Annotated in this window: 17 protein-coding genes and 1 pseudogene; 8 read left to right on the top strand and 10 right to left on the bottom strand. The window is 60.5% G+C overall.

The window, feature by feature from the left end:
• Positions 1-119 precede the first annotated feature (119 nt).
• The 4 genes from ASB65_RS20795 to ASB65_RS20780 are packed head-to-tail and all read right to left on the bottom strand — an operon-like array spanning position 120 to position 4,052.
• Entirely contained in the window at positions 120-914 is a 795-nt protein-coding gene (locus tag ASB65_RS20795; RefSeq protein WP_003509389.1) for an ABC transporter ATP-binding protein, read from the bottom strand.
• Positions 911-1,354: an NUDIX hydrolase gene (locus ASB65_RS20790; protein WP_060725233.1), complete on the bottom strand. Its 444-nt coding sequence runs from the start codon at positions 1,352-1,354 to the stop codon at positions 911-913. Before ASB65_RS20790 ends, ASB65_RS20795 begins: the two co-directional genes overlap by 4 nt.
• Positions 1,351-2,808 (bottom strand): dihydropyrimidinase, encoded by a 1,458-nt coding sequence (gene hydA / locus ASB65_RS20785; protein ID WP_060725232.1) that lies wholly within the window; start codon positions 2,806-2,808, stop codon positions 1,351-1,353. Before hydA ends, ASB65_RS20790 begins: the two co-directional genes overlap by 4 nt.
• Positions 2,805-4,052, bottom strand: coding sequence for a Zn-dependent hydrolase (locus ASB65_RS20780; protein WP_060725231.1), 1,248 nt, complete (start codon positions 4,050-4,052; stop codon positions 2,805-2,807). The genes hydA and ASB65_RS20780 overlap by 4 nt, the downstream gene beginning before the upstream one ends.
• Positions 4,053-4,312: 260 nt before the next feature.
• Between ASB65_RS20780 and ASB65_RS20775 the strand changes: the two genes are divergently transcribed.
• The 3 genes and pseudogenes from ASB65_RS20775 (at position 4,313) to ASB65_RS20765 (ending at position 5,800) form a co-directional block, all read left to right on the top strand.
• Entirely contained in the window at positions 4,313-4,954 is a 642-nt protein-coding gene (locus tag ASB65_RS20775; protein ID WP_060725230.1) for a TetR family transcriptional regulator C-terminal domain-containing protein, read from the top strand.
• A gap of 254 nt (positions 4,955-5,208) precedes the next feature.
• Positions 5,209-5,532: pseudogene (locus ASB65_RS20770) on the top strand (DUF2325 domain-containing protein); the annotation flags it as partial.
• The gene (locus tag ASB65_RS20765) at positions 5,513-5,800 is read left to right on the top strand and encodes a hypothetical protein (protein WP_060725229.1); all 288 of its coding nucleotides are present in this window, start codon (positions 5,513-5,515) and stop codon (positions 5,798-5,800) included. The pseudogene ASB65_RS20770 and the gene ASB65_RS20765, both read left to right, overlap by 20 nt.
• 9 nt (positions 5,801-5,809) lie before the next feature.
• Here ASB65_RS20765 and ASB65_RS20760 read toward each other — a convergent pair whose 3' ends face one another.
• From ASB65_RS20760 to uppO, 3 genes are all read right to left on the bottom strand, one after another.
• The gene (locus ASB65_RS20760; RefSeq protein WP_060725228.1) at positions 5,810-6,205 is read right to left on the bottom strand and encodes a DUF423 domain-containing protein; all 396 of its coding nucleotides are present in this window, start codon (positions 6,203-6,205) and stop codon (positions 5,810-5,812) included.
• The gene (locus ASB65_RS20755; RefSeq protein ID WP_060725227.1) at positions 6,202-6,603 is read right to left on the bottom strand and encodes a group II truncated hemoglobin; all 402 of its coding nucleotides are present in this window, start codon (positions 6,601-6,603) and stop codon (positions 6,202-6,204) included. The genes ASB65_RS20760 and ASB65_RS20755 overlap by 4 nt, the downstream gene beginning before the upstream one ends.
• Before the next feature lie 133 nt (positions 6,604-6,736).
• Complete coding sequence (gene uppO / locus ASB65_RS20750; protein ID WP_003509411.1) at positions 6,737-8,152, bottom strand: polysaccharide biosynthesis phosphomannomutase UppO; 1,416 nt, start codon at positions 8,150-8,152, stop codon at positions 6,737-6,739.
• A gap of 258 nt (positions 8,153-8,410) precedes the next feature.
• Here uppO and uppM point away from each other — a divergent pair, with 258 nt between their 5' ends.
• Positions 8,411-10,033, top strand: a complete 1,623-nt coding sequence (uppM, locus tag ASB65_RS20745; protein ID WP_060725226.1) for a polysaccharide biosynthesis protein UppM — start codon at positions 8,411-8,413, stop codon at positions 10,031-10,033.
• 24 nt (positions 10,034-10,057) lie between these two features.
• On the opposite strand, the gene ASB65_RS28585 is transcribed toward uppM, so the two are convergent.
• Positions 10,058-10,267 carry a hypothetical protein gene (locus tag ASB65_RS28585; protein ID WP_003509414.1) on the bottom strand — a complete coding sequence of 70 codons (210 nt, stop codon included), beginning with the start codon at positions 10,265-10,267 and terminating at the stop codon, positions 10,058-10,060.
• A 245-nt stretch (positions 10,268-10,512) separates the two neighbouring features.
• Here ASB65_RS28585 and uppL point away from each other — a divergent pair, with 245 nt between their 5' ends.
• Both uppL and ASB65_RS20730 read left to right on the top strand, forming a co-directional pair.
• Entirely contained in the window at positions 10,513-11,313 is an 801-nt protein-coding gene (gene uppL / locus ASB65_RS20735; protein ID WP_060725225.1) for a polysaccharide biosynthesis UDP-hexose transferase UppL, read from the top strand.
• A gap of 154 nt (positions 11,314-11,467) precedes the next feature.
• Positions 11,468-11,716: a hypothetical protein gene (locus ASB65_RS20730; RefSeq protein WP_060725224.1), complete on the top strand. Its 249-nt coding sequence runs from the start codon at positions 11,468-11,470 to the stop codon at positions 11,714-11,716.
• A gap of 24 nt (positions 11,717-11,740) precedes the next feature.
• On the opposite strand, the gene uppJ is transcribed toward ASB65_RS20730, so the two are convergent.
• Positions 11,741-12,685, bottom strand: coding sequence for a polysaccharide biosynthesis UDP-hexose transferase UppJ (gene uppJ, locus ASB65_RS20725; RefSeq protein ID WP_060725223.1), 945 nt, complete (start codon positions 12,683-12,685; stop codon positions 11,741-11,743).
• Positions 12,686-12,693: 8 nt separating this feature from the next.
• A complete protein-coding gene (gene uppH / locus ASB65_RS20720; protein WP_236762497.1) occupies positions 12,694-13,605 on the bottom strand; it encodes a polysaccharide biosynthesis endo-1,4-beta-xylanase UppH in 912 nt (303 codons plus the stop codon).
• A 212-nt stretch (positions 13,606-13,817) separates the two neighbouring features.
• On the opposite strand from uppH, the gene uppI reads away from it, so the two are divergent.
• A complete protein-coding gene (gene uppI / locus ASB65_RS20715; RefSeq protein WP_003509427.1) occupies positions 13,818-14,888 on the top strand; it encodes a polysaccharide biosynthesis UDP-hexose transferase UppI in 1,071 nt (356 codons plus the stop codon).
• Positions 14,889-14,890: 2 nt separating this feature from the next.
• A complete protein-coding gene (gene uppG, locus ASB65_RS20710) occupies positions 14,891-15,964 on the top strand; it encodes a polysaccharide biosynthesis glycosyltransferase UppG (protein WP_060725221.1) in 1,074 nt (357 codons plus the stop codon).
• Positions 15,965-15,996: the final 32 nt, after the last annotated feature.

The raw sequence follows: 15,996 nt of genomic DNA, 5'->3' as shown, positions 1-15,996 counted from the left end.
AGGGTAGCGATATGCGGAGAGGGTGCCCCCTCATCCGGCGCTTTACGCCACCTTCTCCCCGGCGGGGAGAAGAAACGCGTGGCAACCTCTCGCCATATGGGTCAACTTGGCAAAAGACCTCACCCCTCATAACTATGCCCCGCCTTCAGCCCCTCACGCACCCGATGCGCAATCGCCAGAAATTCCGGTGTCTCGCGAATATCGAGCGGCCTTTCCCGTGGCAGCGTCGATGTGATCACATCCGTAACCCGGCCCGGCCGCGGCGACATGACGACGATTTTGGTCGAGAGATAGACGGCTTCCGGGATGGAATGGGTGACGAAACAGATGGTCTTGCCGGTCCTGTCCCACAGCTTCAGCAGCTGTTCGTTCAGGTGATCGCGGACGATCTCATCCAGCGCCCCGAAAGGCTCGTCCATCAGCAGCAGGTCGGCATCGAAGGCGAGCGCGCGGGCGATGGAGGCGCGCTGCTGCATGCCGCCCGAGAGCTGCCAGGGGTATTTCTTGCCGAAACCGTTGAGGTTGACGAGATCGAGCGTGCGGTCGATGCGCTCGCGCTGTTCCGCCTTGCCATAGCCCATGATTTCAAGCGGAAGGGCGATGTTCTTTTCGATGCTGCGCCATGGATAAAGCGCGGCGGCCTGAAAGACATAGCCATAGGAGCGGTCTTTGCGGGCGTTTTCCGGTGTGGTGCCGTTGACGGTGATCTCGCCGGATGTGTGTTTTTCAAGATCGGCGATGACCCGCAGGAAAGTGGTCTTGCCGCAGCCGGAAGGGCCGATGAAGGAGACGAAATCGCCCTTTCCCACATCCAGATCGACATCGGACAATGCATGGACCGGGCCATCCCCCGTTTCGAAGGTGAGGCCCAGTTTTCTGGCGGAAACGACGGAATAGGGAGAGGCCTGGTTCATCTTGGCTGTTTGTCGCTTTCCGTGAGCACCGCGCGCGCCAGCGGCAGCATTTGGGTTTCCGTAAGCCTGGCGATCATCACGCCGGGGTGGCGGTCGAGATCGAGCCAGCGCACTTCCTCTATCTCCGCCTGCGGTGTGACATCGGCATAAAGCCTTGCGATGAAGGCATGGGCGACGACATCGGCACCGGTTTCATTGGCGGCTTCCTCGCGAAAGACGCCCTCGTAACGCACGGCATTTTCGGGAAGCGTCAGGCCGATTTCCTCGGCAAGTTCGCGGTGAAGCGCCTGTTCCGGCGTTTCGCCAGGATCGATCTTGCCGCCCGGCTGCATGAACTGCGTGGTGCCGCGCTTGCGCACGACAAGCATCTGCCGCCGCTCGTTGAGCAGAACGGCTGCGGCGATGACGATTTCGCGTTTCGGCTCAGCGCTCACGGTCATACACCCGATGCCGGAATGCCGCTGCGTTCCACCTTGCGCGGCGAAACGAGTTCCTTCCAGGTGGAAAGCGCCCGGCTGACGGCTGGATAAGCGTCGCGGGCAATGAACTGGCCGTGGCCCGGCTGCGTTTCGATGGTGGCCTCCTCGATGCTGACGAGGCCGCGCGACAGGGTGTAGCGCGGCAGGCCTTTGACCTTCCGCCCTTCGAATACGTTGTAATCGATGGCCGATTGCTGGCTTGCCGCGCTGATGGTCTTTTCCAGCTGCGGATCCCAGACGACGATATCCGCATCGCTGCCGACGAGGATCGCGCCCTTTTTCGGATAGATGTTGAGGATCTTGGCGATGTTGGTGGAGGTGACGGCGACGAATTCGTTCATGGTCAGGCGGCCGGTGGTTACGCCATGGGTCCAGAGCAGCGGCATGCGATCTTCCAGCCCGCCGGTGCCGTTCGGTATCTTGCGGAAATCGCCGAGGCCGAAGCGTTTCTGCTCGGTGGTGAAGGCGCAATGGTCGGTCGCCACGCATTGCAGCGAACCGGAAGCAAGACCCGCCCAGAGGCTGTCCTGATGCTGCCGGTTGCGGAAGGGCGGCGACATCACGCGGCGGGCGGCGTGATCCCAGTCGGGGTTGGCATATTCGCTTTCATCGAGGATCAGATGCTGAATCAGCGGTTCGCCATAGACCCGCATGCCGTTCTGGCGGGCGCGGCGGATCGCTTCATGCGCCTGCTCGCAGGAGGTGTGGACGACATAAAGCGGCGCACCGGCCATATCGGCAATGATGATGGCGCGGTTGGTGGCCTCGCCCTCCACCGAGGGCGGGCGGGAATAGGCATGCGCCTCCGGTCCGACATTGCCTTCCGCCATCAGCTTTTCCTGCATCTGTGCGACGATATCGCCGTTCTCCGCATGCACGAAAGGAATGGCGCCAAGCTCGGCGCAGCGCGAGAAGGAGGCGAACATCTCGTCGTCATTCACCATCAGCGCGCCTTTGTAGGCCATGAAGTGTTTGAAGGAGTTTATGCCCTTTTCCCGGACCACCGTCTTCATTTCGTCGAAGACCTGTTCGCCCCACCAGGTGACGGCCATGTGGAAGGAATAATCGCAATTGGCGCGGGTCGCCTTGTTGTCCCATCGCGCCAGCGCGTCCAGAAGCGACTGGCCCGGCTCCGGCAGGCAGAAATCCACCACCATGGTTGTGCCACCGGCAAGGGCCGCCCGCGTGCCGCTCTCGAAGTCATCGGCGGAATAGGTGCCCATGAAGGGCATTTCCAGGTGCACATGCGGATCGATGCCGCCGGGCATGACGTAACATCCCGTGGCATCGAGCACCGTGCCGCCGGTCAGATCGGGCCCGATCTCGGTGATCCTGCCGCCTTCGATCTTCACATCGGCCTTGTAGGTGAGGTCGGCGGTGACGATGATGCCGTTCTTGATGATGGTGGCGGTCATTGTACGATCTCCGCAGTCTCCAGCACCGCATGCAGCAGCACATCGCAGCCGGCTGCTGCCCATTCCGGCGAAATTTCCTCGGCCTCATTGTGGGAAAGCCCGTCCACGCAGGGGCAGAAGATCATGGTGGAGGGGGCGACCCTCGCCGTCCAGCAGGCATCGTGGCCGGCGCCGGAGATGATATCCATGTGGCTGTAGCCCAGTCTTTCGGCGGCGGCGCGCACGCGGCCGACCAGAACGGCGTCGAAAGTGACGGGATCGAAATGGCCGATGGCTTCGATCGAGCAGCCGACGCCGAGTTCTTCGGCGATTGCGGGCACCTCGCGTTCGAAGATGGCGCGCATGCTGTCGAGTTTCGCCTGTGAGGGGGTTCTGAGGTCGATGGTGAAGACTACCTTGCCGGGCAGCACGTTGCGGGAATTGGGCGTGAAGATCATCTGGCCGACGCCCGCCACTGCACCCGGCTGGTGGGCCATCGCCACTTCCTGCACCTTTTCGAGGATGCGGGCGGCAGCTAGGCCGGCATTGACGCGCATCGCCATCGGCGTCGAGCCGGTATGCGCCTCCTTGCCGGTCAGTGTCACTTCCAGCCACCACAGGCCCTGACCATGGGTGACGACACCGATCTGTTTGCCTTCCGCTTCGAGGATAGGCCCCTGTTCAATATGATATTCGAAATAGGCGTGCATCCTGCGTGCGCCCACCTCTTCTTCGCCCAGCCAGCCGATGCGTTTCAGTTCGTTGCCATAGGTCTTGCCGTCGGTATCGGTGCGGCTATAGGCGTAATCGAGATCGTGAATGCCGGCAAAGACGCCGGAGGCCAGCATGGCGGGCGCGAAGCGCGCGCCTTCCTCATTGGACCAGTTGGTGACGACGATCGGGTGTTTGGTCTTGATGTTCAGATCGTTCAGGCTGCGCACCACTTCCAGCCCGGCCAGCACGCCGAGCACGCCGTCGAACTTGCCGCCGGTCGGCTGGGTGTCGAGATGGCTGCCGATATAGACCGGCAAAGCCTCCGGGTCCTCACCGGGGCGCGTGGCGAACATGGTTCCCATGCGGTCGACGCCCATCGTCAGGCCCGCCGCCTCGCACCAGCGCTGGAACAGGCGGCGGCCTTCCGCATCCTCATCCGTCAGCGTGCGGCGATTATTGCCGCCGGCGATGCCGGGGCCGATTTTCGCCATGTCCATCAGACTGTCCCACAGACGGTCGCCATTGACCGTCAAGTTTTTACCCGCCGTCATGCAGTGTCGTCCTCACCTGTTTTGTTTTTATCGAAGCAAAGCTTGTGCCGTTCCCTTTTTTGCCGGTTAAGATAACAGCCATTGCCTTGTGATGGCGATGGGGGATAAATTGACCGGCTGGTAAACATTGCAAATTCGCCATGGCGTCAGCAAGGGATTTTCGTGACGAATCGCACTAATTTTGCCTAAACTGTACGCGGCGATTATTTTTTAAGCATACTGTAACGGCAATTGCATTGAAAAGAAACAGAGAGCTGAGAATGGCCATACCGCGAGCAGCGAAAACACAGAAGCGGACCCGCATTCAGGAAGAAAAGCAGGAAGCGATTCTTGAAGCCGCGCTCAGTGTTTTTTCCACGAACGGGTTTCGCGGCTCCACCATCGACCAGATTGCCGAGGCCGCCGGCATGTCGAAACCGAACGTGCTTTATTATTTCCGCACCAAGGAGGCGATGCATCGCGCGCTGATCGAGCGAGTGCTTGATACATGGCTCGACCCGCTCAGGGCTTTCGACGCCACGGGCAATCCAGAAAGCGAAATCCGCTCCTATATTCGCCGCAAGCTGGAAATGTCGCGCGATTTTCCGCGTGAGAGCCGCCTGTTCGCCAATGAGATCCTGCAGGGCGCGCCGCATATCGAGGACGAGCTGAAAGGACCGCTGAAACAACTGGTGGATGAGAAGGTTGAGGTCATCCGCGCCTGGGTGAAGGCCGGACGGATGGCCAAATGTGATCCCTACCACCTGATTTTCTCGATCTGGTCGACCACCCAGCATTATGCGGATTTCGACGTGCAGGTGCGGGCGGTGCTGGGTGACAAGAATGGTGGCGAAGGCCGTTTCGAAGATGCGGCCCGGCATCTGGAGCAGCTTTTCATGGGCGGATTGCGGATAAACGGCTGAACGGGACCGTTCTCGCGAATATGTGATCGATTCTTTATGTCAAAACATGAGGAAAATTATCACCTTTATACTTTACTCCAAAACTCATCTTTATTATGGTGCCGGCATCCCGAACGTCCGGGGCATTGAAAAATCAACCGGCAGGTGAGGGAATGGCACGCAAGGAAAAGAAGAAGGCCGAACGCGGCGGCAAGCAGGGCAAGGGCGCGCCACAGACCGAAAAGGACGTGGCCGAACAGCAGCTTTCCGGTCCGAAAAGCTTTCTTTATGTCGGCGGCCGTGACTGTCAGGTTGCGCATCTTCGCCAGATCGCCAGCAATTTCGGTGCGGAGCTCATTCATCATGATGGCGGCCTGCGCGAGGCCGTCTCCCGCATCGATACCGTCCTTCCCTCCGTCGACTGCGTTTTCTGCCCGATCGACTGTATCAGCCACGATGCGTGTCTGCGGGTGAAGTCGGGTTGCAAGAAATTCGGCAAGACGTTCATTCCGCTGCGCAATGGCAGCAAATCCAGTCTGGAGCGGGCGCTGCAGACGATGAATGAACGGACCTCCAGCGATGAGCGACGAGCGCAGTAATTTCCACGATGAAGATCCCGCGGTAGCAGAAGCCTGCCGTGTGGAACTGCACAAGATGGCCGAGCAGGCCGGCGACCCCGTCCTGACGGACATCTATGAAATCGTCGGTGAACGGGAAAGACGCAACCGCGTTGCCAGAAGCGGCGGCAATGTTGTGACCTTTCCCCATCTGCGCACCCGCCAGCCGGGTGAAACACCGTCCTTCGAGATCGGCGCGGCGGCTGAAGAGGGCCGCAATATTCTATCGTTTCGCTGGAAGCGGCGTTAGGGCTGAAAGCTAGCCCTTCGGCTTCAGAAACGCTCCCGCGCAGAGTACCAGCCACCCGACGATCATGCCGAGGCCGCCCGTGGGTGCAGCGTAGGGAAACAGGCTGTGGCCGGAAAAATGCCTGACAACGAGATCGCCGACAAAGATCGCCGTGCCGAGGCCGAGGATCAGGCCCGCCGGAATGGCGGTTCTGATGCGACCCGCACCGATATGCAGCGCCACCAGCACCGGCGCATGGGCCAGCGCCATCGCCGAGGCATTGCCGAGCATATAGGTTTCGCCGGTATGGGTGGCTGCGGCTGCAAGCATGACCCCGGCCGCGCCCAGCAGGCCGCCCAGCAACAGAATGAAGGCCCGCAATCTTTCACGGGGAACGCTTGCGATGGTCGCGCTCTGCGTGGTCATTGGCTGTCTGCCTCCTGGTTCTGCATGTGAAAGGCCAGCCGTTCCACCGGCGTCCAGATGATCTCGCGCAGCTTCACGTTCTCGATGGTTTCGTCCATGGCGCGGCGGAAGCAGAGCAACCATTCATCCCGCTCGGCGGGGCCGATGGGGGCGACGAAATGGCGTCGCCGCAACATCGGATGGCCGTGTTTCTCGACATAGACGGGCGGTCCGCCAAGATATCCCGTCAGATAATCGTAGAACTTCGCCTCGCTGCCGGAGAGATCGGCAGGGTGGATGGCGCGGCAGCGCGCTGCCTCCGGCAGGGTATCCATCAATTCGTAGAAGCGCCGGGTGAGCGCCCTGACGGTCGCATCGCCACCGATCGCTTCATAAAGGGTAATGGTCTCGCCGCTCATAATCCGCCTCTTGTGGCCCTCCGGTTCTTATCGCTCCGCAGAGCCGGAAGAGCAACAGGGCACTGGCGGGGTGCGACATTTGCGACAGGTCAAAGAGGACAGATGCCGGGCAAGCCCGGCATCATGCAAAACATCATCCGAAATTACGGATGAGATCGAGCCCCTTGTTCAGAAGCGTTTCGGCCTCATCCTGATTGGCGGCCTCGACGTAGCAGCGCATTTCCGGAGCATTTCCGGAAGGGCGGAAGTGGATGGTGCTGCCGTCGGTGAGCGCCACGCGCAGGCCGTCAATGTCGCTCAGCGCTTTGACGGAGCCGACCGGGGCGAGGAAGGCGTCGAGATTGGTCCGCGAGGCGCGCAGATGCGTCATCAGGGCGGCGCTCTTTTCCTGGGCGAAATTTTCCAGACGATCGGCGGCGGCGACCGGCAGCTTATAGGCGGCGGCGATCTGCGACAGCGGCTTTTTCTGTTCTGCCGAGAGAAGCAGCACGGCGAGGATCGGCAGGAAGCTGTCCCGCGTCGGCAGCGGCGAAAGCGGCCTGCCGTTGAGTGTGAAGGCGGAGGCCGTGAGCAGGCCGCCATTGGCCTCGAAGCCCATGACGCCGTTCCTGCCGGCGGCGAGCGCCTCGGTCATGCCGGCGATGACGAAGGGGGAGCCGACTTTGGTACGGATAACGTCGAAGGAGCCGCTTGCCTCGATGCCCGAATTGGAGGTGACGGGGGTGACGACCACGCCGGCTCCTAGGAAGTTGGCGGTGATCAGGCCGATGAGGTCGCCGCGCAGCGGCACGCCGTTTTCATCGGTCAGCAGCGGACGGTCGCCGTCGCCATCTGCGGAAACGATGGCATCGAGACGATGCTCCAGCGACCATTTCTTGAGAAGGGCCAGCGTTTCCGGCGAGACCGCTTCGGTATCGACGGGGATGAAGGTTTCGGAGCGGCCGAGCGGAACGACATCAGCGCCATAATGGGCAAGGACGTCGACAAAGAGATCGCGCGCCACGGTGCTGTGCTGGTAAACACCGATCTTGAGGCCGGAGAGCGCCTTTTCCGGCAGCAGCGCAATGTTACGCTCGTAGAAAAGTTCGGCTGCGGTGCCGGAATGGTCCTCCGCCGTCGCCGCCTCGTCGCTTACGCCCTCCGCTTCGATTTCGGCAGCGAGAGCGGCAATCGCCGTCTCGTCCTGCTTGTCGATTTCGCCGTCCGGGCGGTAGAACTTGATGCCGTTGCGGTCGGCCGGGATATGCGAGCCTGTTATCATCAGCGCGCCTGCCTTCAGCGACATGCCGTAAAGCGCAAGCGCTGGTGTCGGCACCGCACCGCAATCGAACGGCGTCAGGCCGGCTTTTTTCAGCGCAGCGATGCAGGTGGCGGAAACATCCGGGCTCGAATCACGGAAATCGCGGCCGACGAGAATGGGATCACCCGCCTTTGCCTGGCCCGATGTGAGAAGATGCCTTGCAAATGCCGTGGCATAGACGGCCGAGGCCTTTCCTTTCAGATCGACGGAGAGGCCGCGAAGGCCGCTCGTTCCAAATTTCAGGCTCATTCCAAACTCCGTTTCGATAAAATCTTTGAGGGGTAAATGGATAGTGTAAAAATATAACGGTTGAAAGAACCGTATCGATCCATTCAAGTCAATCATCCCTTTCATGGCGGCCGCGAATAGGCGATGATGGCGGGAATGATGCGGGTAACCTAAAATTCACCCGTCATATTTAAACTTGTCTGTCGATAGCGGCTCTGGCGACGATGAGAACCATGTGTTGCCGGCCTTTTTTGTGGTTCGTTCGAGTTGGATTGGCTGATGTACAGGCTTCAAAAGGCGGGACATAAGCAGGCACGTCCGCTCGATGAAAAAACGGCGTCCGCCGCGAAACCCCATGGTTCCCTGCTGGACGATCTGGTGGATGAGGACGAGGTTTTCGAGCGCACGGTGCTGAAGGAGCATCTTGAGCCGAAACCGGCGGCGACTGCTGCCGAGCCGGCTCCGGCCGAGACGCGGGTGAAGACGGCTTCACCGAGCGGCAGCCTGGCGGCTGCGCTGCCTGGCCTGAAACATATCGACAGGATCGGTGTGGATGACGTCATCCTCTGGCTTCGCAAAGGCATCGTCTGGATCGTGCTGGCGATTGTTCTCTGCGTCGCCGGCGCACTCACCTACGCCTATATGACGCCGCCGCGCTACAAGGCCTATACGGATATCGTCGTTAATCCCTCCAATCTGAATGTCGTCAATGACGGGGTGTTTTCACCCAACCAGCAGCGGGACACGCAGATCCTCGAGGTGGAAAGCAAGCTGCGCACCATCACTTCACGCAACGTGCTGGCGCGGGTGGTGGACGAGTTGAAGCTCGATCAGGACCGTGAATTCATAACGCCACCGCTGCTTGCCCGGTTGAAGGCGATGTTCTCTTCCGCGCCTGACGATGGCGACAACCGGGTCGGTGCGCTTCGTTCGCTCGGCGACCGGGTGGCGGCGGAACGCGATCCGCGTTCCTTTGTCGTGACGCTTTCGGTCTGGACCAATGATGCGGAAAAATCCGTGACGGTTTCCAAGGCCATCGTGAAGGCCTTCGAAAGCGAGTTGTTCCAGACGACCTCCGACAGCAGCCAGCGCGTCGTCGACGATCTCAAGAAGCGGCTCGAGGAAATGCGCGAGAATGTCACCATCGCCGAAAAGCGCGTGGCCGATTTCCGCCGCGAGAACGGCCTGCAGGAAAATAACGGCCAGCTCGTCAGCAATCTCGCATCCGGCGAGCTGAATGCGCAGGTGCTTGCGACCCAGCAGCGGCTCATTCAGGAAGAATCGCGTCTCAAGCAGATGGAGGCGGCGATTGCCCAGAACCGCACCCAGAGCGACGCCATCTTCGACAGCCAGACCATGAACACCATCCGCGCCCAATATAGTACCCTGCAGCAGCAGATCGGCGCGATGACGCTGACCTATGGCGCCCGCCATCCGCGTCTTGCAACCGCGGGTGCGGAGCGGGCGATGCTGGAACGCGGCATGGCGGACGAGGCGCGGCGCATCTTGCAGGCGGCCAAGATCAATGTCGCCGAAGCGCGCTCCTCGCTGGATGCGCTGAGGCTGAAGGCAGTGGCGGAACGCGCCAATGTCTTTACCGACAATGACGCTCAGGTGCGGCTGCGTGATCTTGATCGCGACGCCCGCTCGGCGGCGGCGATCTACGAGACCTATCTGACCCGCTCGCGCCAGCTGGCCGAACAGCAGTCGATCGATTCCACCAATGTGCGGGTGATTTCGCAGCCGGTCGCACCCAATTCCAGAAGCTGGCCGCCCGGCAAGCTGACCTTCCTGATTGCCGGTGGCGTCGGGGGTCTGTTCCTCGGTCTCGGACTTGCCGTGGCTCTCGGCCTCTGGGGTTATCTGCGGCGGGACAATCATGCGGAAGCCGTGGCGCGTTAAGCCGTAAGGCGGCTCCGTGCCGGGTTATTCTTCCGAAATCAGACCGTCATAAACTTCGAGCAGGGCCGCGGCGATGGCAGCACCCAGCGCATTGCCGGCGTCGCGAATGCCGGCCTCGTCACCGTCGCGAACCGAAATCGCAAGATCGGAGGCCTCGTTGGCCACGATTTCTTTTGCCCGTTCTATCGCCCAGAGGCCGAAATCGCCGCGATTGTCGATCGAGATTGTTTCCATGGCCGGAGCCCTTCCGTGGTTTGATTTCCGCGTCCCTTAACCCATCGGCTGGAAAACCGGAATAGGCAGAAAATGTGGCGCACAACCTTCAGGCGTGTAAAATGCCTGCCGCATACGGGGATTTATAAAAATATTAATGATAGTTCTTCGTAGTGTTTGAAGCCTTATACCCTATGCATAAGCGTGAATATAACAATGAAACGATGCCTATCTTGGACACCGGACAGATCATGACAGGGAGAGAGATGCCGGATGCGGAGGGGACTGGTCAGGTCTGGCCGGTTATTCCGCTTGCGGCGTTGCCCATCACTGACGCGACCATTGATGAAACGGCGCGGGATTTCATCCTGCGTGCGACGTCGGCGCGCGTCGCCGGTGCACGGCCATTTTATTCGACATCGGCGAACGGCCAGGTCATCGCGCTCTGCCATCACGACCGGGAATTTGACGCCATGCTGCGGCAGGCGGACCAGATACACGCCGATGGCATGTCGCTGGTGATCTTCTCCCGCAAGTTCTGCCCGAGGGCATTGAGGGAACGGGTCGCGACGACTGATCTCGTCCATGCGGTGGCGAAGCGCGCCGAAGAGACGGGCAGCCGGTTTTATTTCCTCGGCGGTTCTGAAGACGTGAACCGTGCGGCAGTCGAGGAAATGCAGAGGCTCTATCCGCGCCTCGCCTTTTCCGGGCGGCGCAACGGTTATTTCAGCCGGGCCGAGGAAGAGGCGATCCTCGCCGATATCGCCGCATCCGGGACAGATATTCTCTGGGTTGGTTTCGGCATACCGCTGGAGCAGCGTTTCGTTTCGCGCAATCTGGACAGGCTTTCCGGCATCGCTGTCATCAAGACCTGCGGCGGCCTTTTCGATTTTCTCGCCGGCAAGAACAGCCGGGCGCCGCAATGGATGCAGGATATGGGGCTGGAATGGCTCTACCGGGCGATGCTTGAGCCGAAGCGTCTTGGAAAACGTTACCTGCTGACCAATCCGATCGCCATATATTCGCTGCTGAAGTACCGCTTCGGGGCGTCGGGGCAAAATCGCTAGAGCATTGCGCCTCTCCCGCCCGATAATTTGAGATTTCTCTAACATATTGAATCGATGCGCTTCGCCGCCGAAACCCGTTGCAACTGCGAACGGGTGCGCTACACTGCACAAATATTATAAATTTATTCGAATCAGAGATATTTCGAGGCCGCCAATGGTGATTACGTCCATTTCTCTTTTCATATATGGAATTGGCACCGTTACCTCTCTCGCCATGACCTATATCGAAGGCGCCCGCCGCGATAAGAGCTGGGATTTTTATCGGGTAACCGGCATTGTCCTTTGTTTCTTCTGGCCGGTGCTCGTGCCGCTGCTCGTCCTTGCGACGGCCTTTTCGTCGTTCGGTTTGCAGAAACGGCTTATAAATACAATCTCGCTCGGCAGGGAAAAGACCCTGAGCTAACCACGGCTGGAGTGATTGGAGACTTCAGGTCTTCTTCGCCGGCGCCTTGTAAGGCGTCAGCGTGATGCCGAGGCTTGCCATCACCCGGCCGATGGACATCAGCGGCGGATGGGTGGCGGGCAGCAGTGCGCCGGTTTTCAACCCGGCGGAAACGGCGCGCACCAGCGACAGGCACAGGCTGACGGCGTTTTTGGCGGCAAGCTGCAGTCCGCCTTTCAGGCCGGGGCGGCGGGCGCGGTCGATGCTGTAATTGATGATGCCGGTGCGGAGCGAGCGCTCCATGATCCAGCGCGGCGCCATGCGGCTTTCCGGCACATATTCGATAATGACGGCTTGCGCATTCCAGGCGAATTTAAAACCGGCCTTGCGGCAGCGGGTAAAGAAGTCCATGTCGCCGCCGCCGAGGAAGTTGACCTGCACGTCGAATTCCGGTTTCGGCAGGGTTTCGACCACCCGCCGGGAGATCAGGCAATTGCCCGATCCGTGGATTTGCTCGACCCGGCCGGTCGGCGCTTCGATGGAGCCGAACAGTGGATGCGATAAAACCGCCTTCGAAGCCGGGGCGTCGAATTCGCGGTTGACCGGTCCGCCGACGATATCGACGCCGAAGGACTTTGCAGCCGAAACCATTTCGGCAAGCCATTGGGGGGAGGCGGCCTCGTCGTCATCGATCATCAGCAACCACTCAGCCGAAGGATAAGTCTGCCGGGCGGTACGGAAGGCCGTGTTGATGGCGTAACAATTGCCCTGCGTCGGTTCCACCAGCGCCTGACCGGCCATGCCGCTCTCGGCGAAAAAGGCGCGCGCGACGGCGAGACCCTGCTGGCCTGCGCCATCATTATCGACAACGACGACGGCGAAGGGAAAATCGACCTTCTGGGCTGCGAGCGATGCGAGCGTCTTTTTCAGGCCTTCCGGCCGGCGGAAACTTGGAATGCACACCACCGCTTCCGGCATGATCTCGGACATGGAAACTCCTAAATTCCGGCAAGTGCGGCGGCGGAAAAAACGACGGCCCTGAGGCTCTGGCGCGGGCGGTTGAGGAAGGTATCGGCCAGCGCCGAAAAGGCCTCGCGGTAGCGGCGGGCGCGAAAGGCCTGCGCCACGGTATAGGCATTCATGTGGTTTTCGGACTTGCGGCGAAGCCGTCGCAGTTCCTGCGGGGAGACGGCTGCGATGATGGCGGGATCGGAAAACACGGCTTCGATGGCCGGTTCACAATCCCGGAAGGTCAAAAGCCTGTTCATCATCACGCTCGTCCTGTGCACCCGGTAGTCGAGCACATGGCGGCCGGGCAGATAGGCAAAACGGCCGGCGGCGGCGAGCCTGCACCAGCCGTACCAGTCTTCCGCATAACGCAAGGTCTCGTCGAAACCGCCAAAGTCCTGAAAGATGCGGGTCCTGACCAGCATGATGCCGCCGTTGACGATGAAGTTTCCGCCGAGCAGCGGCTGGAGAATAAAACCGTCAGGCTTTTCCCGGCGGCGAATGAGATTGCGCCGGCCGATCTTGACGCCGTTTTCATCGATGCGCTCGTAATCGCCATAGACGGCGACGACTTCAGGGCCGGAAATGCCGGCGCAAAGCGCTGCGATGGCGCCCGGTTTCAGACGGTCGTCGGCATCGAGAAACATCGTCCATTCGCCGCGCGCCTGCGACAGGCCGAAATTGCGCACGGCGGAAACGCCCTGTCTTCCCTGCGGCCGGGCCAGAAGTTTCACGCGCGGATCGGAAAAACCTTCCACCTTTTGCGCGGTGGTGTCGGTGGAGCCGTCATCGACAACAAGCACTTCGCGGATGGTCTCGCCCTGCAGCAACACGCTTTCGATCGCTTCCACGATGTAACGCTCGCCATTGCGAACGGGAATGACAATCGAAACGGAGACCAAGCTTTTCAACTCCATGAGGGGCGGCCCAAGCATTCTCACAGTGAAGTTACTACCGCATTAAGCGGGGCTCACCAATTATGACGTGGTATAGCGTCGGTTAACCTTGCAAATCTTTAATATCCTTTTGGCATGATTGGAATGTTATGTTTTGAGAATGAAAGCGCGGTGCGTCCTTCCGGACGCCGATGCGCCGGGGTTGCGGAGGCGGGTTGATGCGGATCGGGCGGCGGAATTTTCTGGGTGGTGCGGCAAGCGCTGGCCTGCTGCATGCCGTGGCCGGCCCGGCCTTTGCCGCGCAGAAGAAAGCCACGATCAAAACCGCTCCATATGGCGCGGCCGTCTACCTGCCTGACCTCACCGCCGATAGCCGCATCGGCGAGGCGGTGGTGAAATATTGCTCGCGCATCACCCCCGTCACCGAAATGAAATGGGAGGTTCTGCGGCCTTCGGCTGAAGCGTTCGATTTCACCGCTGCGGATGCAATCGCCAACTTCGCGCGTCAGCACAAGCTTTCCATGCATGGCCATCCGCTGATCTGGTATGCCTCCAACGCGCCCTGGCTTGCGAGCATCGGCGGCGGCATGAAGGTCGAAAAGCTGATGGAGACCCATATCGTTACCGTGATGGAGCGATACAAGGACGTGATCCACAGCTGGGACGTGGTCAACGAACCGATCCCCGACGTGCCGGGCAATGTGCGTGCGCGGCGTGATGCCTGGTATTATGGCGCGGGGCCTGATGCCATCAAGAAGGCTTTCGAGATCGCCCATGCGGTCGATCCGAAGGCGCAGCTCGTGCTCAACGAATATGACGTCGAATTTGCCGCCGAGAAATCGCCGGCCAAACGCGCCGCTTTCCGCAATCTCATCCTCGAACTGCTCGAAAAGGGCGCGCCGATCAACGCCATCGGCCTGCAGGGGCATTTGCGCGGCGGCTGGCCGATCGCCAAGGACGAGCTTGCCGCCTTCACGACGGAAATGCGCAGTTACGGTCTTGCCGTTCTGGTGACGGAACTTGACGTGATGGACCAGACGCTGCCGGCACCGGAGGCCGAGCGCGACATGCTGATCACCGGCCAGGTCCGCGAGTTTCTGGAAGCAGCTTCTGCAGGCGGCCCGCTTTCCTCCATCACCACATGGGGCATTTCCGATCAATATAGCTGGATCCGCTGGGCCTATCCGCGCCGCGACGGCACCGCCAACCGGCCGCTGCCGCTCGACTGGAGTTTCAACGAAAAACCCATGATGGCCGTCATCAATGAATTCCGGAACCGTGGTGCATGACTATGAATGCTGAAATGCCGCTTCCTCCCGTGCAAAAGGCGCTGCAAATCAACCTCCATCCCTTCGATGCTCCGCATGCGGCCCTGACCCTGCCGCATCAGCTCAGGGTCTGGGGCGGACAGGTGGATCGCATTCTCCTGACCGTCGATACGGGCCAGGTGGGGGCAGGCCGCTACAAGGGCAACGGTTTTGATGCGGCGCGCCAGCGTCTCTTCGACATGCTGGAGGAAATGCAGACCAACTATCCGCATCTGCATGTGGATATCGTCGATTACAGCGATGCGGCGCGCAGCGCGGTGACGCAGACCTTCTTTTCCCGCTCACCCATTCCCTATCCCGCCAAGGCTTTCGACGGCGGGCCCTTCCATGTCTATTTCCATGGTATCAAACGCGCCAATGCCCGTTATGTGCTGCATATGGACAGCGACATGATGTTCGGCGGCGGCAGCCAGAGCTGGTTCGCCGAGGCGATCGCGCTGCAGAAGGCCAATCCGGATGCGCTGTGCATCACGCCCTTTTCGGGGCCGCCGACGGTGCGTGGCGATCTCGATATTTCCCGCCATGTCGGCATGCCCGGCGTGAAGAACATCCCTGAGCCGCGCAAGTTGCCGTCACGCATTCCCACCTGGCGTTTCGCCACGGTGTCCACCCGCCTTTTCTTGATCGACATGGATCGTTTTGCGAAGCGGATCGGTTCGCTGGAGTTGCTGCGGCCCGATGTCAAACGGCGCATCCGCTCCTATGCCTATAACCAGCAGCCGGTCTCCATGCCCGCCGAGGAAGTGCTGAGCACCAACATGATGCGCAGCGGCGTCCACCGCCTCGATTTTCTAGGCACGGGCAAGGGTATGTATTCGCTGCATCCGCCCTATCGCTCACCGGAATTTTATGCGGCACTCGCCTCCATCGTCGAGCGCATCGAAAAGGGCGATATTCCGGAGGGACAGCTCGGCGATTTCGATATCAACGGGTCGATGGTGGACTGGACCAGCGCGCTGGCGGCCAAGACGCGCTCCAAACGTTATGCGAAAGCGCTGCGCCATCTCATCTCGGCCAATGTCGGGCGGTTCAGCTAGGCTTGAGGGTGCCCGGTCGGCGCTCCGTCCCG

The organism is Agrobacterium tumefaciens str. B6 (assembly GCF_001541315.1).
Lineage (GTDB): Bacteria > Pseudomonadota > Alphaproteobacteria > Rhizobiales > Rhizobiaceae > Agrobacterium > Agrobacterium radiobacter.
Note: the sequence above shows the minus strand (reverse complement) of the source record. Positions and strands in the feature narration are given on the sequence as shown.